The following is a 19,038-nucleotide window of genomic DNA, read 5'->3' on the forward strand; positions in this document are numbered from 1 at the left end:
TTGCCTCTAACCCCAGGAATCCGCACATGCGTATTGAAGAAGATCTGAAGTTAGGTTTCAAAGACGTTCTTATCCGCCCTAAACGCTCTACACTGAAAAGTCGCTCAGACGTTGAACTCGAACGTCAATTCACCTTTAAGCATTCCGGTCAGACGTGGTCTGGCGTGCCGATTATCGCGGCCAACATGGACACCGTCGGGACCTTCGAGATGGCGACCGCGCTGGCGCAATTCGACATCCTTACTGCGGTACATAAACACTACAGCCCTGAGGAGTGGAATGCGTTTGTCGCCTCCGCCTCGGCTGACGTTGTGAAGCATGTGATGGTCTCGACCGGTACGTCTGATGCAGATTTCGAGAAAACCAAACAGATCCTGAACGCCAATCCGGCGCTGAATTTTGTCTGCATTGACGTGGCAAATGGTTATTCCGAGCATTTCGTCCAGTTCGTCAGCAAGGCGCGTGAAGCCTGGCCAACCAAAACCATCATCGCGGGCAACGTGGTGACCGGTGAAATGTGTGAAGAGCTGATCCTCTCCGGGGCCGACATTGTGAAAGTGGGCATTGGCCCGGGCTCCGTTTGCACCACGCGCGTGAAAACCGGTGTGGGTTATCCGCAGCTGTCTGCGGTAATTGAATGCGCTGACGCCGCGCACGGTCTGGGCGGCCAGATCATCAGCGACGGTGGCTGCACCATGCCAGGCGATGTGGCGAAAGCCTTCGGCGGCGGCGCGGACTTCGTGATGCTCGGTGGCATGCTGGCCGGCCACGAAGAGAGCGGTGGTACCGTGGTGGAAGAGAACGGTGAGAAATTCATGCTGTTCTACGGAATGAGCTCTGAATCTGCGATGACCCGTCACGTGGGTGGTGTCGCGAAATACCGTGCGGCGGAAGGCAAAACCGTTAAGCTGCCACTGCGTGGCCCGGTCGAAAACACGGCGCGCGATATCCTCGGCGGTCTGCGTTCTGCCTGCACCTACGTGGGGGCTTCCCGCCTGAAAGAGCTGACGAAACGCACGACGTTTATCCGCGTTCAGGAGCAGGAAAACCGCGTATTTAATAGCCTCTGACGGCTACGGCTGGCGCGCGTCCGTGCGCCAGCATTACCCCGCGCTCATTGCATCCCCCAGATGGAAAATTGGCAGATACATCGCCACCACCAGCGTGCCAATAATCAGACCTGTCACGACCAGTAGCAAAGGCTCAAGAAGCGCCGCCAGATTGTCTGCCTGCTGGAATGTCTGTTCCGTATGATGGCGGGCCAGATTCATCAGCATCACATCCAGTGAACCCGACACTTCTCCGGTGCGAATGAGCTGAATACACAGTGGTGTAAAAACAGAGGCCTTCTGGAAGGAGGACCACACGGGCATCCCCTGTTCGATATCGCTGCGTATCTCACGGAGTTTCTCCTGCCAGTAGCCACTCTCAACGGTTTCCTCCACACTCTCCAGTCCTTGTAAAAAGGCAATCCCGGCCTGCTGGGTTAATGACAGCACGGTAAAAATTTGCCCCAGTTTTTGCCCACGCATCAGCGTGCCCATCACCGGTACATGTAACAGGACGTACTGCCAGCGCGGATGCCGCCGCAGCTTACAGGCGATGACAACCATTGCCACGAGCAGGGCCAAAAGAGTGAGGATATGCGCCTGAACCAGGGCCGCCAGCCCAATGACTGCCTGCGTGAGCAAAGGGAGCGGGGTGTTGAATGTTTTGTAGATTGCAGCAAACTCAGGCAAAACCAGCGTGACCATCGCCAGCACCACGAAAACGGCCAGCGTCAGGATGATCAGCGGATAGCGCAGCGCTTTCTTCACCTTTGCACTGAGCTGCTGCTGGGATTTTTGCTGCAGCGCAAGCTGACGGCAGCAGGCTTCGAGCTTACCCGTCAGCTCACCCGTCTCCACCATCGAGACATAAAGGGGGCTAAACACCTCTGGCCATTTCTTCATGGCCTCTGACAGGGCGCAACCTTCGCTCAGGTCATCAGCAAGACTGTGCAGCAGCGCCTGCCAGTGCTTCAAAGGATGCTGTTCCGCCAGCATGTGCAGGCTTTGGGACAGCGTGAGTCCGGCCTGTAGCAGCGTGGCGAGCTGGCGAAAAATATCGTAGCAGTGTTGCACCTGCCATCGGTGTCGCTGCTGGCAGCGTTTTAGCGCCAGCGGGTGCAGTTGTTTAAGCACCAGAGCCGTGTAAGCTGCGTTACGGTCGATGGCCCAGAGGGTGCCGGTTTGCACCTCCCCCTCGGTGGTCAGGGCACGCCAGCGCCAGAGCGAATTAGCAGCCATCGGGCATTCCCAGGACGCGCAACAGCTCTTCGAGCGTGGTCAGCCCTTGCTCTACGGCCATGCAGCCGTGCTCAAACAAAGAGGTCATTCCCGCCTGACGTGCGCTGGACCCAATCACCTCCGTGCTTGCTCCGCTGGCGATGGCCTGCCGCAGCGTGTCGTCGATGACGAGCACTTCAAAAATGGCTACGCGACCATAAAAACCGTGGTAGCAGCGCTCGCAACCGGTGGGTTGCCAGCGAGGAAGCGGCCGGGGCCACAGCGTGCGAGGTAATTCGGTGTGGCGGCTGGCTTCCTGTCGGCAGTACGGGCATAAACGACGCACCAGCCGCTGGGCAATCACCATCGAGAGCGCCGAAGAGATCATCCAGCGCGCGACGCCCATCTGTTGCAGCCGTACCAGCGTTTCAGTCGTCGAATTAGTATGGAGGGTGGACAGCACCAGATGCCCGGTTTGCGCCGCCTTAATGGCAATTTCTGCCGTTTCGCCGTCACGAATTTCACCCACCATAATGATGTCAGGATCCTGCCTGAGCAGGGCACGCAGCACGCTCTGGAAGGTCAGCCCCGCGCGCGGATTAATCTGCGTCTGGTTTAAGCCTGCAAGCGGGATTTCAACGGGATCTTCCACGCTGCAAATATTAACGTCAGGGGTATTTCGCGCCTGTAACGCGCTGTACAGCGTCACCGTTTTCCCGCTACCGGTCGGGCCGGTGACCAGAATCAACCCCTGAGGGCTGTTAAGCGCCCCGGCAAAACGGGCCTGCTGGTCTGCACTCATCCCCAGCAGTTCAAGCTCCAGTGCCTGCTGCACCTGGTGAAGCAGACGAAGCACGATTTTTTCTCCACCGCTACAGGGAAGGGTTGCGATACGAAAAGAGACGGGGACGCTTGCTAGCTCCACCGTAAACTGACCGTCCTGCGGCAGGCGGCGCTCCGCAATATCCAGTTGGCCCAGCACCTTCAGGCGTGCGGCAAGCGTCGTACCGAGGGCGGCGGAAACCGGCGGTTGCGGGTAGAGAACACCGTCGATTCGCAAACGGATCTGGTAGCCGTGTTCCGTCGGTTCAATATGGATGTCAGAAGCCCGCTGGTTCACTGCCTGCTGCAACGTTGTACTGAGCACGTCAGCGGCTGAGTTTGGCACTATTCCCGGCAGGTGTGATGATGAGAGGGACTGAAGCCGTTTTTCCATCCGTTCGGCCGTCCAGCACTCAATATCAATACGTTTCTGTGTGGCGAAGCGTAACGCTTCCATCAGCTCAGAGGCAGGATTACCCACCACCGCAATGCTGATCATCTCGGTGTCGCTTGCAAGTAGCAGTGCGTGATGGCGCTGACAGAGCGTCATAAGCTGTTCGGTATTCATTGTCGACTCCTGTCAGTTGTTGTCGAAGCGGAAAACATCTTCACAGGCTTGTCTGAGCGCCGTGTCGGACGCAATGTTGCAGGCACGCGTCCAGCCCGTCATACCGTTACCGTCGCTCCAGATCGGTGTCATGAGCACTTCAAGTCCGTTAAGGCTTTCCTGCCCTGTTAACGATACGACCCCCTTCGCCACGCTCATCGCTGAAACGTAACGCGTGGTAGTCGGGGAGGGGATGCCATTGGTTCCTGCGTCGCAGCGATCCACACCACCACGATCCAGGGCGCAAAGCTCAATAGCGGTGCGGTAGGGAATGAACGTTTGAAGCATATCGGTGAGCGCTGCTTTTCGCAGGTAGTTCTGATAGGCCGGGATGCCAATCGCGCTCAGGATGGCAATAATGCCAATGACCACCATTAGCTCAATCAGGGTAAATCCTTGTTGTCTGTTCATATCTGCTCCTTACGTTAAGTGGCGCTACTGTGGCAGTACCGGCGCGCAGAAACGAGGGGCAAAAGCGCGAACGTGAAAGGGCTTTCAGGGAAATGATTCAGTGTTGCAGAGAAGGACAGCGTAATTGCGAGCGGTTTCGTATTTCCCCTCTCCGGGCGGAGAGGGGAAGATCAGTTATTTGAAGCGCATCGAGAGGTCCAGGGCACGTACGTGCTTGGTCAGGGCGCCAACGGAGATATAATCGACGCCGGTTTCAGCAAATTCGCGGAGGGTGTCGAACGTCACGTTGCCGGACACCTCAAGTTGCGCCTGGCCGTTTGTGCGTTTGACCGCTTCACGCATCTGCTCCGTGTCGAAGTTATCGAGCATGATGATGTCAGCCCCCGCTTTAATGGCCTCGTCCAGCTCATCCAGCGTTTCCACTTCCACTTCGACCGGCACATCCGGATGCAGCCAGAAGGCTTTTTCCACGGCCTGACGTACCGAGCCAGAGGCAATAATGTGGTTCTCTTTGATCAGGAAGGCATCGGATAGCCCCAGACGATGGTTGGCGCCGCCGCCGCAGAGCACGGCGTATTTCAGCGCGGTACGCAGGCCCGGCAGGGTTTTACGGGTATCCAGCAGCTGCGTGCGAGTGCCTGCCAGCAGGTCAACGTAGCGGCGTACTTCACTGGCAACGCCAGAGAGCGTTTGCACAAAATTGAGCGCGGTGCGTTCACCGGTCAGCAAGACGCGGGACGGGCCGTCCAGCTCGAACAGTGGCTGATTTGCCGTGACCGCATCACCGTCCTCAACGTGCCATGTTACCTGCACCTCGTCGCCCGCCAGCTGGGTAAAGACCTCCTCAACCCAGCGTTTGCCGCAGAAAACCCCCGCTTCGCGGGTGATGACTACCGCGTGCGACCGTGTCTCTTTTGGCAACAATTGGGCGGTAATATCGTTATCGGCGCTGACGTCACCGCCGAGGTCTTCTCTCAGGGCATGGGCAACGCTTGCCGGGATATCACTATTAATACGTTCCAGAAGCGCGTCACGTCGGTGGTCGGGGTTATAGCGGCGAGGCGGCATGATAAAACTCCAAATTGGTAACGAATCATAATATTGAAACATGCTACTCTGAACCGAGTAACAGCACCATAGATAAGGAGTTCCAGCATGTTGTTAGAAAACGGATGGCTGGTGGACGCGCGACATGTACCGTCGCCGCACCACGATTGCCGCCCGGAGGATGAAAAGCCCACACTGCTGGTGGTTCACAACATAAGTCTCCCGCCAGGTGAGTTTGGCGGTCCGTGGATCGACGCGTTATTCACGGGAACAATAGATCCAGATGCTCATCCTTACTTTGCTGAGATTGCGCATTTGCGCGTATCGGCGCACTGCCTGATCCGCCGTGATGGCGAAGTGGTTCAGTATGTTCCTTTTGATAAGCGAGCCTGGCATGCCGGCGTGTCGATGTATCAGGGGCGCGAACGGTGCAATGATTTCTCCATTGGAATTGAACTGGAAGGAACGGACACCACGCCTTACACCGATGCGCAATATCAGAAACTGGTTGCTGTGACGCAAACTTTAGTGGGGCTTTATCCCGCCATTGCAGACAATATTACGGGGCACAGCGACATCGCCCCCGAAAGAAAAACCGACCCCGGCCCGGCGTTTGACTGGTCCCGGTTTCACGCCATGCTTACCACGTCGTCAGATAAGGAGATAACATGACGTTGTTTACCATGCTGCTGGTTATGATCGCCGAACGCCTGTTTAAGCTCGGCGAGCACTGGCATCTGGATCATCGGCTGGAAGTGTTATTCCGCCGGATCAGGCATTTTTCCATGCTACGCACGCTGCTTATGACGGCAGGTGTGATGGTGATTACGTTCCTGTTGCTACGCTCACTTTACGGCCTCTTTTTCAACGTGCCGCTGCTGGTGGTATGGATACTGCTGGGCGTGTTGTGTATTGGCGCGGGCAAGGTGCGTTTGCACTATCACGCGTATCTGAAAGCTGCTTCCCGGGATGATGTCCACGCGCGCGGCGCGATGGCGAGCGAGCTGACGATGATCCACGGCGTACCGCCGGACTGCGATGAACGCGAATTTCTGCGCGAGCTACAAAACGCGCTGCTGTGGATTAACTTCCGTTACTACCTGGCGCCGCTGTTCTGGTTTGTGGTGGGCGGTCCATGGGGACCAGTACTGCTGATGGGCTATGCTTTTCTGCGCGCCTGGCAGACCTGGCTTGCCCGCTACCTTACGCCGCATGAACGTCTCCAGTCCGGCATTGATGCCATTCTGCACGTGCTCGACTGGCTTCCGGTGCGACTGGTCGGCGTGGTCTATGCCCTCATCGGTCACGGTGAAAAGGCGTTGCCAGCGTGGTTTGCCTCCCTTGCAGACCGCCATACCGCGCAGTATCAGGTCTTAACCCGACTGGCTCAATTCTCGCTGGCTCGCGAGCCGCACACGAACAAAGTCGAAACGCCTAAAGCTGCCGTCTCGATGGCGAAAAAAACGTCGTTTGTGGTGGTGGTGATTGTGGCGTTGCTGACGATTTACGGCACGCTGGTCTGACCCAGCGCGCCGAAGCCGTTACAGCGTATCCGCAGGCGGGATGCCGAAATCAGGCATCCCGTTGTCGTCCCAGCGGACGAGCTTCAGGCGAGTGTGGCGATTCGGATCGTAAAGCGGATCGCCTTCAATTTCAGTGTAGTTTCGCGCGTGGTAGACCAGCACATCGTCGCCTTCCGGCGTCTGCGTAAAGCTGTTATGGCCTGGTCCATACTGACGGTTTTCGTAGCTGGTGACGAACACCGGGCGCGGGGATTTATGCCAGTTAGCCGGGTTTTGCGGATCGGCATCTACGTCTATCCACAGTAATCCCATGCAGTAATTCTCGTCGGTGGCGCTGGCGGAATAGCTGATAAATAGCTTATCGCCATGGAACAGCACCGCCGGGCCTTCGTTGACCCAGAATCCGCGGCACTCCCAGTCATATTCCGGTTTACTGAGCATCACCGGCTCGCCTTTCAGCGTCCACGGATTTTCCATTTCACACAGGTAAAGATTGGAGTTACCGGAAATGTCCGGGGCTTTTTGCGCCCACAGATACCAGCGTTTGCCCTGATGCACAAAGGTAGTGGCATCCAGCGCGAAGGTGTCAAACGGGGTTTTGATTTGCCCTTTTTCCACCCACGTACCGGTGAGCGGATCGCGATCTGCGCATTCAATGGCGAACATGCGATGCTGGAACATCCCGAGTTCGTCGAGCGCCTGGGTATGTGTGGCGGCAAAGTAGATGTACCACTTGCCGTCGATATGATGCAGTTCCGGTGCCCAGAGCAGCTGGCTCATCGGGCCGGTGTCGGGCTTGCGCCAGACAACTACCTCTTCGGCATTGCCTAAATCTTCCAGCGAGTCCGCGCGGCGGATCGCCAGCCGGTCATACTCCGGCACGGAGGCGATAAAGTAATATTGTCCTTCGTGGCGCAGGATATACGGGTCGGCGCGTTGTTCAATAAACGGGTTTGGCCAGGTTTGCATTCGGCTTTCCTTATTTAGTCTCAGCGGCTTTAAATTCCTGATAGTCGCTCAGTTCACGATAGTTGGTGCGACGCTTCTCCAGATCGGACTGGATTTGCTTCATGGTCTCACGGTCCACTTTCAGCAGACGTACAACGCCCGCGGTAATTAAATATCCAATGCCAGGGATGACGGTAAAGAGCAGCACAATGCCGTTGATGGCATCCGCGCTCTGCGCTTTTGCGCCCGCGTCATAACCGTACCAGGAGAGCAGGAAGCCAACCATCGCCCCGGCAATCGCCAGACCCAGCTTCAGGAAGAAGATGTTGCCGGAGAAGCTGATCCCGGTGATACGTTTCCCGGTTTTCCATTCACCGTAGTCGTCCACGTCGGCCATCAGTGACCAGTGCAGAGGGGATGGGATCTGGTGCAGGATATTCAGCAGGACGTAAAGCACAACAATGGTTGTCGTCGCTTTCGGGTCGAAGAAGTAGAAGGCGCAGGAGAAAATCGCCAGCGCGATGTTGGTCCAGAAGAAGACCTTCAGCTTGCACCAGCGGTCGGTCAGCACTTTCGCCAGCATACTGCCGAACATCATGCCGACAACGCCCAGGCTGATAAACAGCGTGGCGAAATGGGTGCTTTGCCCCATTACCCAGGTGACGTAATACATGGTGGCCGCCATGCGGATAAAGCCCGGGCAGACGTTGCAGAGCGTCAGAAGCAGAATGCGCACCCACTGGTCATTCTTCCACACATCCTTCAGGTCGTTTTTCAGTTCGTCGTGGGTTTGTACAGCCGGGCGAACGCGCTCGCGCACCGTGGCGAAGCAGAACAGGAACATGCAGGTACCAATCAGCGCCAGCACGGTCATCGCCATCTGGTAGCCTTTGGCTTTGTTATCCCCACCGAACCAGTCAGCCATTGGCAGGAGCGTAAGCGACAGCAGCAGCGTGGCGATACCGACCATAACAAAACGATAGGACTGGCAGGCTACGCGCTCTTTTGGGTCGTTGGTGATCACGCCACCGAGCGAGCAGTACGGAATGTTGATGGCGGTATAGGTCAGCGACAGCAGGAAGTAGGTGACAAATGCATAGATAACTTTGCTGTTATAGCTCCACTCTGGGGTGGTGAACATCAGGATGCTGAACAGCGCATAGGGGAAGGCAATCCACAGTAGCCATGGACGAAATCGGCCATATTTGCTGCGGGTACGGTCGGCAATCGCGCCCATGATTGGGTCCGTTACGGCGTCAATCACGCGAACGGACAGCAGCAGTACCCCAACCAGCGCAGGCGCCAGACCAAAAATATCCGTATAAAAATAGTTAACAAATAACATGATGGCGCCAAAGATAATGTTGCATCCGGCGTCACCCATGCCATAGCCGATCTTTTCTTTTACTGACAGTTTGTTGTTATCCATCGACAGATCTCCGGGTTTCGGTATGGAGAGAATTATTCGCTGGCAAACGGATATATGCGTTGCAATATAAGGGCGGTGATATGGAGGATTTTGCTGTTGGCGTGAATTTGTGAGGAAGGTAACAAGACGCTGTACCCGCAACCGCGGGTACAGCGAGAAAACACTTAGTGCGCTTTCACCGTTTTGGCGTTTTTCTGTTTCACCATATAGCCCACGCCGAGGATCGCAATCCACACCGGGATGAGGTAGACGGAAATCGCCATGCCTGGCGTGATGAGCATGATGACCAGCACGGCCGCCATGAACAGCAGGCAAACCCAGTTCCCCAGCGGATAGAGCAGGGCAGGGAAGCGCGTGGTTACGCCCTGCTGCTGCTTGGCGCGGCGGAACTTGATGTGCGCGAGGCTAATCATCGCCCAGTTGATCACCAGCGCGGAAACCACCAACGCCATCAGCAGGCCGAAGGCCGATTCCGGTGCCAGGTAGTTAATCAGAACGCAAAGCGCCGTCACGACCGCCGACACGATAATGGTGTTAACCGGTACGCCACGTTTATCAACGGTAAGCAGCGCTTTCGGTGCGTTGCCCTGTTGCGCCAGGCCGAACAGCATACGGCTGTTGCAGTAAACGCAGCTGTTATAAACAGAGAGCGCGGCGGTCAGCACTACGACGTTAAGCGCGTTCGCCACGAAGGTGTCGCCCAGCTCGTGGAAGATCAGCACAAACGGGCTGGTATCCGCCGTGACGCGTGTCCATGGCAGCAGGGAGAGCAGGACCGCCAGGGAGCCCACGTAGAAGATCAGAATACGGTAGATAACCTGATTTGTGGCTTTCGGGATGCTCTGCTCCGGGTTGTCGGCTTCCGCGGCGGTGATGCCCACCAGCTCCAGACCGCCGAAGGAGAACATAATGATCGCCATCATCATTACCAGGCCGGTCATGCCGTGCGGCAGGAACCCGCCCTGTTCCCAGAGGTTGCGTACGGTTGCCTGCGGGCCACCGTTGCCGCTGAAGAGCAACCAGCCGCCAAAAATGATCATCGCTACAACGGCAATTACTTTGATAATGGCGAACCAGAACTCCATTTCCCCAAACACTTTCACGTTGGTCAGGTTAATGGCGTTGATCAGCACGAAGAAGACTGCCGCAGACGCCCAGGTGGGGATCTCCGGGTACCAGAATTGAATGTATTTACCGACGGCGGTGAGTTCCGCCATAGCAACCAGCACGTAAAGAACCCAGTAGTTCCATCCAGAGGCGAAGCCCGCAAAGCTGCCCCAGTATTTATAGGCAAAGTGGCTAAAAGAGCCTGCAACCGGCTCCTCAACGACCATTTCCCCTAACTGGCGCATAATCAAAAACGCAATGAAACCTGCAATCGCGTAACCCAGAATGATGCCCGGACCGGCCGACTGGATAACGGACGCACTGCCCAGAAACAGGCCAGTACCAATAGCACCGCCCAGGGCGATGAGCTGAATATGGCGGTTTTTAAGGCCGCGCTTTAGCTGATCGCCATGCTGTTGAGCTTCCATTTGAAACCTCGTGTGTGGTTGTTATGTTCACGCTGTGCGTGTGTAATTATGAAAGTCCATATTCTGTATTTATTTCTTTACGGTTAATGATACCGAAAAAAGCGGAGATGGCTTCCGTTAGCGCCAGAATAGTGGTAAGTGCCAGCGAATGCACCTGCTTTATGAAGGGATGATGACGACTTGAATAAAAAGAAACCAATTGTAAATCGGTATGTTAACCCCTCATACCCCAACCTATAGAATAGAAATGCGTCATAAGTGGACGAATTTTCATATTTTGCCTTGTTGAATCGCTTCAGATTGCAAAAGCCCTCGTTTAAATATGGTTAAAACTGCCCCTTTGGGAGTAACCATTTCATTTGTGCAAAGTTACATTCCTGAAACGTTAGTTCTGTAAGGTTGTTAAAATGTGCCGGGTTTCCTGATTTCAATCAAAACCAATATGGACAGAAGGTGAATACTTTGTTACTTTAGCGATACGAACATGAAATTGGTAAGACCAATTGACTCCGGGCAAAAAGGCGTAAGACAGGGAATATGGCCTACAGCAAAATTCGCCAACCAAAACTTTCCGATGTGATTGAGCAGCAGCTGGAGTTTTTGATTCTCGAAGGGACACTGCGCCCGGGCGAGAAACTCCCGCCAGAACGCGAGCTGGCAAAACAGTTCGACGTTTCACGCCCCTCTCTGCGTGAGGCGATTCAACGTCTCGAAGCAAAGGGCCTGTTGCTCCGTCGTCAGGGTGGCGGAACCTTTGTGCAAAACAGCCTGTGGCAGAGCTTCAGCGACCCGCTGGTAGAACTTCTCTCTGACCACCCAGAATCCCAGTTTGATCTGCTTGAGACCCGTCACGCGCTGGAAGGTATCGCGGCCTATTACGCCGCCCTTCGCAGCACTGATGAAGACCGCGTACGTATTCGCGAGCTGCATCAGGCCATTGAACGGGCACAGCAGTCCGGCGACTTAGACGCCGAATCCAGCGCCGTTGTCCAGTATCAAATTGCCGTCACCGAAGCAGCGCACAACGTGGTGCTCCTCCATCTGCTACGCTGCATGGAGCCCATGCTGGCCCAGAACGTTCGTCAGAATTTTGAATTGTTGTATGCCCGTCGGGAGATGCTCCCGCTGGTAAGCAACCATCGCACCCGAGTATTCGAGGCGATAATGGCCGGGGAACCGGAGCAGGCGCGTGAAGCGTCGCACCGCCATCTGGCTTTCATTGAGGAAATCTTGCTGGACCGCAGCCGTGAACAATCGCGTCGCGAGCGTTCATTGCGCCGCATACAGCAACGAAAGGATTAAGCGCCAGGTACTTTTAGAGCGCGGCAACTAAACGCAGAACCTGTCTTATTGTGTTCTTAACCGAGAGCACAATGGGACAGGTTCCAGACAAATCAACGTATTAGATAGATAAGGAATACCCCCATGTCAGAACGTCTCCAAAATGACGTGGATCCGATCGAAACTCGCGACTGGCTACAGGCGATCGAATCGGTCATCCGTGAAGAAGGTGTTGAGCGTGCTCAGTATCTGATTGATCAGCTGCTTTCAGAAGCGCGCAAAGGCGGCGTGAAAGTGGCTTCAGGTGCAGGGGCTAGCAACTACGTAAACACGATTGCCGTCGAAGACGAACCGGAATACCCGGGCAATCTGGATCTGGAACGCCGTATCCGTTCTGCTATCCGCTGGAACGCTATCATGACCGTTCTGCGCGCATCCAAGAAAGATCTGGAACTGGGTGGCCACATGGCGTCCTTCCAGTCCTCTGCGACCGTTTACGAAGTGTGCTTCAACCACTTCTTCCGTGCAGCCAACGAGAAAGACGGCGGCGATCTGGTGTACTTCCAGGGCCACATCTCTCCGGGCATCTATGCACGTGCCTTCCTGGAAGGTCGTCTGACTGAAGAGCAGATGAACAACTTCCGTCAGGAAGTTCACGGTAAGGGTCTGTCTTCTTATCCGCACCCTAAACTGATGCCTGAGTTCTGGCAGTTCCCGACCGTATCTATGGGTCTGGGTCCAATTGGTGCAATCTATCAGGCTAAATTCCTGAAGTACCTGGAACACCGTGGTCTGAAAGACACCTCTGAGCAGACCGTTTACGCCTTCCTGGGCGACGGTGAAATGGATGAGCCAGAATCTAAAGGCGCGATCACCATCGCGACCCGTGAGAAGCTGGACAACCTGTGCTTCATCATCAACTGTAACCTGCAACGTCTGGATGGTCCGGTAACCGGTAACGGCAAGATCATTAACGAACTGGAAGGCATCTTCGCGGGTGCAGGCTGGAACGTGATCAAAGTCATGTGGGGCGGTCGTTGGGATGAGCTGCTGCGTAAAGACACCAGCGGTAAACTGATCCAGCTGATGAACGAAACCGTTGACGGCGACTACCAGACCTTCAAATCCAAAGACGGTGCCTACGTTCGTGAGCACTTCTTCGGCAAATATCCTGAAACCGCAGCCCTGGTTGCAGACTGGACTGACGAGCAGATCTGGGCGCTGAACCGCGGTGGTCACGATCCGAAGAAAGTTTACGCTGCACTGAAAAAAGCGCAGGAAACCAAAGGTAAAGCGACTGTGATCCTGGCCCACACCATCAAAGGTTACGGCATGGGTGATACCGCAGAAGGTAAAAACATCGCTCACCAGGTTAAGAAAATGAACATGGACGGCGTGCGTTATATCCGCGACCGTTTCAACGTTCCAGTGACCGATGAGCAGGTAGAAAACCTGTCTTACATCACCTTCCCGGAAGGGTCTGAAGAGCACAAGTACCTGCACGAACGTCGTCAGGCGCTGAAAGGCTACCTGCCTGCTCGTCAGCCTAACTTCACCGAGAAGCTGGAACTGCCAGCCCTGGAAGACTTCTCTCAGCTGCTGGAAGAGCAGAACAAAGAGATCTCTACCACTATCGCTTTCGTTCGTGCCCTGAACGTGATGCTGAAGAACAAGTCAATCAAAGATCGTCTGGTTCCAATCATCGCCGACGAAGCGCGTACTTTCGGTATGGAAGGTCTGTTCCGTCAGATCGGTATCTACAGCCCGAACGGCCAGCAGTACACCCCGCAGGACCGTGAGCAGGTTGCATACTACAAAGAAGACGAGAAAGGTCAGATCCTTCAGGAAGGTATCAACGAACTGGGTGCAGGCGCATCCTGGCTGGCTGCTGCGACCTCTTACAGCACCAACAACCTGCCGATGATCCCGTTCTACATCTACTACTCCATGTTCGGGTTCCAGCGTATCGGTGATCTGTGCTGGCAGGCAGGCGACCAGCAGGCTCGCGGCTTCCTGATCGGTGGTACTTCTGGTCGTACGACCCTGAACGGTGAAGGTCTGCAGCACGAAGATGGTCACAGCCACATTCAGTCTCTGACTATCCCTAACTGTATCTCTTACGACCCGTCTTACGCGTACGAAGTGGCAGTCATCATGCATGACGGTCTGCACCGCATGTACGGTGAAGCGCAAGAGAACGTTTACTACTACATCACCACCCTGAACGAAAACTACCACATGCCGGCAATGCCAGCAGGTGCCGAGGAAGGTATCCGTAAAGGTATCTACAAACTCGAAACCATCGAAGGTAGCAAAGGTAAAGTTCAGCTGCTGGGCTCCGGTTCTATCCTGCGTCACGTTCGTGAAGCAGCGCAGATCCTGGCGAAAGACTACGGTGTGGGTTCCGATGTGTACTCTGTGACCTCCTTCACTGAACTGGCGCGTGATGGCCAGGATTGTGAGCGCTGGAACATGCTGCACCCAATGGAAACCCCACGCGTTCCGTACATCGCTCAGGTGATGAACGACGCGCCAGCGGTGGCGTCTACTGACTATATGAAACTGTTCGCTGAGCAGGTTCGTACTTACGTTCCAGCTGATGATTATCGCGTACTGGGTACTGACGGCTTCGGTCGTTCTGACAGCCGCGAAAACCTGCGTCACCACTTCGAAGTTGATGCTTCCTACGTGGTAGTAGCAGCACTGGGCGAACTGGCTAAACGTGGCGAAATCGATAAGAAAGTGGTTGCGGACGCAATCACCAAATTCAACATCGATGCAGATAAAGTTAACCCGCGTCTGGCGTAAGAGGTAAAAGAATAATGGCTATCGAAATCAATGTACCGGACATCGGGGCTGATGAAGTTGAAATCACCGAGATCCTGGTCAAAGTAGGCGACAAAGTTGAAGCTGAACAGTCGCTGATCACCGTAGAAGGCGACAAAGCCTCTATGGAAGTCCCGTCTCCTCAGGCTGGCATCGTTAAAGAGATCAAAGTCTCTGTTGGCGATAAAACCGAGACTGGCAAACTGATCATGATTTTCGATTCCGCCGACGGTGCAGCAGCTGCTGCACCTGCGCAGGAAGAGAAGAAAGAAGCCGCTCCTGCTGCTGCTCCAGCAGCGGCCGCGGCAGCGAAAGAAGTAAATGTGCCTGATATCGGCGGTGACGAAGTTGAAGTTACCGAAATCCTGGTGAAAGTGGGCGACACCGTTGCGGCTGAGCAGTCACTGATCACCGTAGAAGGCGACAAAGCCTCTATGGAAGTGCCAGCACCGTTCGCCGGTACCGTTAAAGAGATCAAGATCAACACCGGTGACAAAGTGTTTACCGGCTCGCTGATCATGGTCTTCGAAGTGGCGGGTGCAGCACCTGCCGCTGCGCCTGCTCAGGCTGCTGCTCCGGCTCCGGCCGCTGCACCAGCGGCTGCTGGCGGCGCGAAAGACGTTAACGTACCGGATATTGGCGGTGACGAAGTTGAAGTGACCGAAGTGATGGTGAAAGTGGGCGACAAAGTTGCCGCTGAACAGTCACTGATCACCGTTGAAGGCGACAAAGCTTCTATGGAAGTGCCTGCGCCGTTCGCCGGTACCGTTAAAGAGATCAAAATCAGCACCGGCGACAAAGTGTCTACCGGCTCTCTGATCATGGTCTTCGAAGTGGAAGGCGCAGCGCCTGCCGCCGCTCCGGCTGCCGCGGCTGCTCCGGCACCTGCTGCTGCACCGGCTCAGGCTGCTAAACCTGCTGCTGCCCCTGCTGCTAAAGCAGAAAAATCTGAGTTCGCTGAAAACGACGCTTACGTCCACGCGACTCCGCTGATTCGTCGCCTGGCGCGCGAATTCGGTGTGAACCTGGCGAAAGTGAAGGGCACCGGCCGTAAAGGTCGTATTCTGCGCGAAGACGTTCAGGCTTACGTGAAAGACGCGGTGAAACGCGCCGAAGCTGCACCTGCGGCAGCCGCTGGCGGCGGTATCCCGGGCATGCTGCCATGGCCGAAAGTGGACTTCAGTAAGTTCGGTGAAATCGAAGAAGTGGAGCTGGGCCGTATCCAGAAAATCTCTGGTGCTAACCTGAGCCGTAACTGGGTGATGATCCCGCACGTTACGCACTTCGATAAGACCGATATCACCGATCTGGAAGCGTTCCGTAAACAGCAGAACGCCGAAGCTGAGAAGCGTAAGCTGGACGTGAAGTTCACCCCAGTGGTCTTTATCATGAAGGCCGTTGCCGCTGCCCTTGAGCAGATGCCACGCTTCAACAGCTCCCTGTCCGAAGACGGCCAGAAGCTGACGCTGAAGAAATACATCAACATCGGTGTTGCGGTTGATACGCCAAATGGTCTGGTGGTTCCGGTCTTCAAAGACGTGAACAAGAAGAGCATTACCGAGCTGTCCCGTGAACTGACCACCATCTCCAAAAAAGCGCGTGATGGTAAGCTGACTGCCAGCGAAATGCAGGGCGGCTGCTTCACTATCTCCAGCATCGGCGGCCTGGGTACCACCCACTTCGCGCCGATTGTAAACGCGCCGGAAGTGGCTATCCTCGGTGTGTCCAAGTCCGCGATGGAGCCGGTGTGGAATGGCAAAGAGTTCGTGCCGCGTCTGATGATGCCAATCTCTCTGTCCTTCGACCACCGCGTAATCGACGGGGCTGATGGTGCGCGTTTCATCACCATCATCAACAACACCCTGAGCGACATTCGCCGCCTGGTGATGTAATCGAAAAGCCGGCCAGTCGGCCGGCTTTTTTCTGATAATCTCATGGGGTTTTTGAGGTTATTGGTGAAAGCGATAATTCGTGAGCCGTTTGTTGTTTCAAAATTGTTAACAATTTTGTAAAATACGGGCGGATAGAACGACCCGGTGGACGACGGGTATACATTAAGAGGTCATGATGAGCACAGAAATCAAAACTCAGGTCGTAGTACTTGGGGCAGGCCCGGCAGGTTACTCCGCAGCATTTCGCGCCGCGGATTTAGGTCTGGAAACCGTCATCGTAGAACGTTACAGCACCCTCGGCGGTGTTTGTCTGAACGTCGGCTGTATCCCTTCTAAAGCGCTGCTGCACGTAGCGAAAGTTATCGAAGAAGCCAAAGCGCTGGCTGAACACGGTATCGTCTTCGGCGAGCCGAAAACCGATATCGACAAAATTCGTACCTGGAAAGAGAAAGTTATCACTCAGCTGACCGGCGGTCTGGCGGGTATGGCCAAAGGCCGTAAAGTGAAAGTGGTAAACGGTCTGGGTAAATTCACCGGTGCGAACACCCTGGAAGTGGAAGGCGAAAACGGCAAAACCGTGATCAACTTCGACAACGCGATCATCGCGGCAGGCTCTCGCCCAATCGAACTGCCATTCATTCCACATGAAGATCCACGCGTGTGGGATTCCACCGATGCGCTGGAGCTGAAAACCGTTCCTAAGCGTCTGCTGGTTATGGGCGGCGGTATCATCGGTCTGGAAATGGGTACTGTGTACCATGCGCTGGGTTCAGAGATCGACGTGGTTGAAATGTTCGACCAGGTTATCCCGGCAGCCGACAAAGATATCGTTAAAGTCTTCACCAAACGCATCAGCAAGAAATTCAACCTGATGCTGGAAACCAAAGTGACTGCCGTTGAAGCGAAAGAAGACGGTATTTACGTTTCCATGGAAGGCAAAAAAGCCCCATCCGAACCACAGCGTTACGACGCCGTGCTGGTGGCTATTGGCCGTGTGCCGAACGGTAAAAACCTCGACGCGGGCAAAGCTGGCGTGGAAGTGGACGACCGTGGCTTCATCCGCGTTGACAAACAGCTGCGTACCAACGTGCCGCACATCTTTGCTATTGGCGATATCGTCGGTCAGCCTATGCTGGCGCACAAAGGTGTTCACGAAGGTCATGTTGCCGCTGAAGTTATCGCTGGCATGAAGCACTACTTCGATCCGAAAGTGATCCCATCTATCGCGTATACCGAGCCAGAAGTTGCATGGGTTGGTCTGACTGAGAAAGAAGCGAAAGAGAAAGGCATCAGCTACGAAACTGCCACCTTCCCGTGGGCTGCTTCTGGCCGTGCTATCGCGTCCGACTGCGCAGACGGTATGACCAAACTGATCTTCGACAAAGAGACTCACCGCGTCATCGGTGGTGCGATTGTCGGTACCAACGGCGGCGAGCTGCTGGGTGAAATCGGTCTGGCTATCGAAATGGGCTGCGACGCAGAAGACATCGCGCTGACCATCCACGCACACCCGACTCTGCATGAGTCCGTGGGCCTGGCGGCAGAAGTGTTTGAAGGTAGCATTACTGACCTGCCAAACGCGAAAGCGAAGAAGAAATAAGTTTCTTCAGATGAAAAAAGCGGCCTCAGGCCGCTTTTTTTATGCGCTGCGTTCAGGGTGTGACAGGCTGCCAGGTCTTATCCGGCTGGTATTCACTAAGAGCCTGCGCTTTCTGCGCCGAATCGTTGCCGAGATCTGCCTGATAAACCGCGTCATCCTGGTTAATTACAAAGCTCATTACCCCCGTCTGACCGTAGTTCACCGGCCAGGCGACCATGGCAAAGCCATTTTTATCCGGCAGGATGCGGAATCGGTAACCATGGTAACCCGCCCCCGACTGTGGAGGACTGAACGCCGGACCCAGTGGGCTGGGCGTTTCACCGGGAGCGACGGGCCAGTACAGTCCATCCTTTTTACCTTCAGAACTGACTATCTTCTGCGCGTACTTTTGGTTCATCGCAAAATAGCTCTGCTGGGCATCAACATAGGCGTGAAGCGCTTCGATGGCTGCGAGTTCGTTGCGCCCGATTTCGCGGGTCAGGATCTCTTCTGCGGCTTCCTGCATATCAAACTGCCAGCCAGATGCCGTTTTGACCACCGGGATCGGTAGCTGCCAGCCGTTATCGCCCACCACCAGGTGCGCCACGTTGCCACTGATGACGGTTTTATGATGAACGTTCCAGTCGCGCAGGAAGCGATCGACCGCATCAGGATCAACGCCTTCGGGCGGCAGAAAATCGCGCCAGTTTTCACCGAGCAAATTGTTCATCGCACTTTCGTTTTGCTCGCTGATGGCGCTTGCCAACGCACTGGTCGCCTGTTCTGGCGAACTGAACGATTGCTGTGCCATGACGGCCGCCGAGACCATGAACAACACCATTCCACTGAGTAATTGACGTTTCATGTCGGC

15 protein-coding genes are annotated in these 19,038 nt (G+C 55.2%); 7 read left to right on the top strand and 8 right to left on the bottom strand.

Annotation, left to right across the window (positions count from 1 at the left end):
* Positions 1-26: 26 nt before the first annotated feature.
* Positions 27-1,070 carry a GMP reductase gene (locus tag ACQG0S_RS03690; RefSeq protein ID WP_022647054.1) on the top strand — a complete coding sequence of 348 codons (1,044 nt, stop codon included), beginning with the start codon at positions 27-29 and terminating at the stop codon, positions 1,068-1,070.
* A gap of 33 nt (positions 1,071-1,103) precedes the next feature.
* Here the strand turns inward: ACQG0S_RS03690 and hofC are convergent, their stop codons facing one another.
* From hofC to nadC, 4 genes are all read right to left on the bottom strand, one after another.
* A complete protein-coding gene (hofC, locus tag ACQG0S_RS03695) occupies positions 1,104-2,288 on the bottom strand; it encodes a protein transport protein HofC (RefSeq protein ID WP_426750030.1) in 1,185 nt (394 codons plus the stop codon).
* A complete protein-coding gene (gene gspE, locus ACQG0S_RS03700) occupies positions 2,278-3,657 on the bottom strand; it encodes a type II secretion system protein GspE (RefSeq protein WP_022647056.1) in 1,380 nt (459 codons plus the stop codon). Before gspE ends, hofC begins: the two co-directional genes overlap by 11 nt.
* Positions 3,658-3,669: 12 nt before the next feature.
* Positions 3,670-4,107, bottom strand: coding sequence for a prepilin peptidase-dependent pilin (gene ppdD, locus ACQG0S_RS03705; protein ID WP_023299332.1), 438 nt, complete (start codon positions 4,105-4,107; stop codon positions 3,670-3,672).
* A gap of 174 nt (positions 4,108-4,281) precedes the next feature.
* Positions 4,282-5,175: a carboxylating nicotinate-nucleotide diphosphorylase gene (gene nadC, locus ACQG0S_RS03710; protein WP_022647058.1), complete on the bottom strand. Its 894-nt coding sequence runs from the start codon at positions 5,173-5,175 to the stop codon at positions 4,282-4,284.
* Positions 5,176-5,262: 87 nt separating this feature from the next.
* On the opposite strand from nadC, the gene ampD reads away from it, so the two are divergent.
* Both ampD and ampE read left to right on the top strand, forming a co-directional pair.
* Positions 5,263-5,826: a 1,6-anhydro-N-acetylmuramyl-L-alanine amidase AmpD gene (gene ampD / locus ACQG0S_RS03715; RefSeq protein WP_022647059.1), complete on the top strand. Its 564-nt coding sequence runs from the start codon at positions 5,263-5,265 to the stop codon at positions 5,824-5,826.
* Positions 5,823-6,677: a beta-lactamase regulator AmpE gene (gene ampE, locus ACQG0S_RS03720; RefSeq protein WP_023299333.1), complete on the top strand. Its 855-nt coding sequence runs from the start codon at positions 5,823-5,825 to the stop codon at positions 6,675-6,677. Before ampD ends, ampE begins: the two co-directional genes overlap by 4 nt.
* Positions 6,678-6,695: 18 nt before the next feature.
* Here the strand turns inward: ampE and ACQG0S_RS03725 are convergent, their stop codons facing one another.
* From ACQG0S_RS03725 to aroP, 3 genes are all read right to left on the bottom strand, one after another.
* Positions 6,696-7,646, bottom strand: a complete 951-nt coding sequence (locus tag ACQG0S_RS03725; RefSeq protein WP_157508431.1) for a glycoside hydrolase family 43 protein — start codon at positions 7,644-7,646, stop codon at positions 6,696-6,698.
* A gap of 10 nt (positions 7,647-7,656) precedes the next feature.
* The gene (locus tag ACQG0S_RS03730; protein WP_022647062.1) at positions 7,657-9,054 is read right to left on the bottom strand and encodes a glycoside-pentoside-hexuronide (GPH):cation symporter; all 1,398 of its coding nucleotides are present in this window, start codon (positions 9,052-9,054) and stop codon (positions 7,657-7,659) included.
* A 164-nt stretch (positions 9,055-9,218) separates the two neighbouring features.
* Complete coding sequence (aroP, locus tag ACQG0S_RS03735) at positions 9,219-10,589, bottom strand: aromatic amino acid transporter AroP (RefSeq protein WP_023299335.1); 1,371 nt, start codon at positions 10,587-10,589, stop codon at positions 9,219-9,221.
* 537 nt (positions 10,590-11,126) lie between these two features.
* Here aroP and pdhR point away from each other — a divergent pair.
* The 4 genes from pdhR (at position 11,127) to lpdA (ending at position 18,188) form a co-directional block, all read left to right on the top strand.
* Complete coding sequence (pdhR, locus tag ACQG0S_RS03740) at positions 11,127-11,891, top strand: pyruvate dehydrogenase complex transcriptional repressor PdhR (RefSeq protein ID WP_006173806.1); 765 nt, start codon at positions 11,127-11,129, stop codon at positions 11,889-11,891.
* A gap of 123 nt (positions 11,892-12,014) precedes the next feature.
* Positions 12,015-14,678 carry a pyruvate dehydrogenase (acetyl-transferring), homodimeric type gene (gene aceE / locus ACQG0S_RS03745; protein ID WP_169440952.1) on the top strand — a complete coding sequence of 888 codons (2,664 nt, stop codon included), beginning with the start codon at positions 12,015-12,017 and terminating at the stop codon, positions 14,676-14,678.
* A gap of 14 nt (positions 14,679-14,692) precedes the next feature.
* Entirely contained in the window at positions 14,693-16,588 is a 1,896-nt protein-coding gene (gene aceF / locus ACQG0S_RS03750; protein WP_169440954.1) for a pyruvate dehydrogenase complex dihydrolipoyllysine-residue acetyltransferase, read from the top strand.
* A gap of 175 nt (positions 16,589-16,763) precedes the next feature.
* Positions 16,764-18,188: a dihydrolipoyl dehydrogenase gene (gene lpdA, locus ACQG0S_RS03755; protein ID WP_003856313.1), complete on the top strand. Its 1,425-nt coding sequence runs from the start codon at positions 16,764-16,766 to the stop codon at positions 18,186-18,188.
* 52 nt (positions 18,189-18,240) lie between these two features.
* On the opposite strand, the gene ACQG0S_RS03760 is transcribed toward lpdA, so the two are convergent.
* Positions 18,241-19,032 (bottom strand): DUF2950 family protein, encoded by a 792-nt coding sequence (locus ACQG0S_RS03760; RefSeq protein ID WP_032625516.1) that lies wholly within the window; start codon positions 19,030-19,032, stop codon positions 18,241-18,243.
* Positions 19,033-19,038 lie beyond the last annotated feature (6 nt).

Source organism: Enterobacter cloacae complex sp. 418I7 (assembly GCF_050030705.1).
Taxonomy (GTDB): Bacteria; Pseudomonadota; Gammaproteobacteria; order Enterobacterales; family Enterobacteriaceae; genus Enterobacter; species Enterobacter intestinihominis.

What these genes read in the sequence shown, in the direction of transcription:
- ACQG0S_RS03690 (WP_022647054.1), top strand. Translation starts at nt 27, where the DNA reads ATGCGTATTGAAGAAGATCTGAAGTTAGGTTTCAAAGACGTTCTTATC.
- hofC (WP_426750030.1), bottom strand. Translation starts at nt 2,288, where the DNA reads ATGGCTGCTAATTCGCTCTGGCGCTGGCGTGCCCTGACCACCGAGGGG.
- gspE (WP_022647056.1), bottom strand. Translation starts at nt 3,657, where the DNA reads ATGAATACCGAACAGCTTATGACGCTCTGTCAGCGCCATCACGCACTG.
- ppdD (WP_023299332.1), bottom strand. Translation starts at nt 4,107, where the DNA reads ATGAACAGACAACAAGGATTTACCCTGATTGAGCTAATGGTGGTCATT.
- nadC (WP_022647058.1), bottom strand. Translation starts at nt 5,175, where the DNA reads ATGCCGCCTCGCCGCTATAACCCCGACCACCGACGTGACGCGCTTCTG.
- ampD (WP_022647059.1), top strand. Translation starts at nt 5,263, where the DNA reads ATGTTGTTAGAAAACGGATGGCTGGTGGACGCGCGACATGTACCGTCG.
- ampE (WP_023299333.1), top strand. Translation starts at nt 5,823, where the DNA reads ATGACGTTGTTTACCATGCTGCTGGTTATGATCGCCGAACGCCTGTTT.
- ACQG0S_RS03725 (WP_157508431.1), bottom strand. Translation starts at nt 7,646, where the DNA reads ATGCAAACCTGGCCAAACCCGTTTATTGAACAACGCGCCGACCCGTAT.
- ACQG0S_RS03730 (WP_022647062.1), bottom strand. Translation starts at nt 9,054, where the DNA reads ATGGATAACAACAAACTGTCAGTAAAAGAAAAGATCGGCTATGGCATG.
- aroP (WP_023299335.1), bottom strand. Translation starts at nt 10,589, where the DNA reads ATGGAAGCTCAACAGCATGGCGATCAGCTAAAGCGCGGCCTTAAAAAC.
- pdhR (WP_006173806.1), top strand. Translation starts at nt 11,127, where the DNA reads ATGGCCTACAGCAAAATTCGCCAACCAAAACTTTCCGATGTGATTGAG.
- aceE (WP_169440952.1), top strand. Translation starts at nt 12,015, where the DNA reads ATGTCAGAACGTCTCCAAAATGACGTGGATCCGATCGAAACTCGCGAC.
- aceF (WP_169440954.1), top strand. Translation starts at nt 14,693, where the DNA reads ATGGCTATCGAAATCAATGTACCGGACATCGGGGCTGATGAAGTTGAA.
- lpdA (WP_003856313.1), top strand. Translation starts at nt 16,764, where the DNA reads ATGAGCACAGAAATCAAAACTCAGGTCGTAGTACTTGGGGCAGGCCCG.
- ACQG0S_RS03760 (WP_032625516.1), bottom strand. Translation starts at nt 19,032, where the DNA reads ATGAAACGTCAATTACTCAGTGGAATGGTGTTGTTCATGGTCTCGGCG.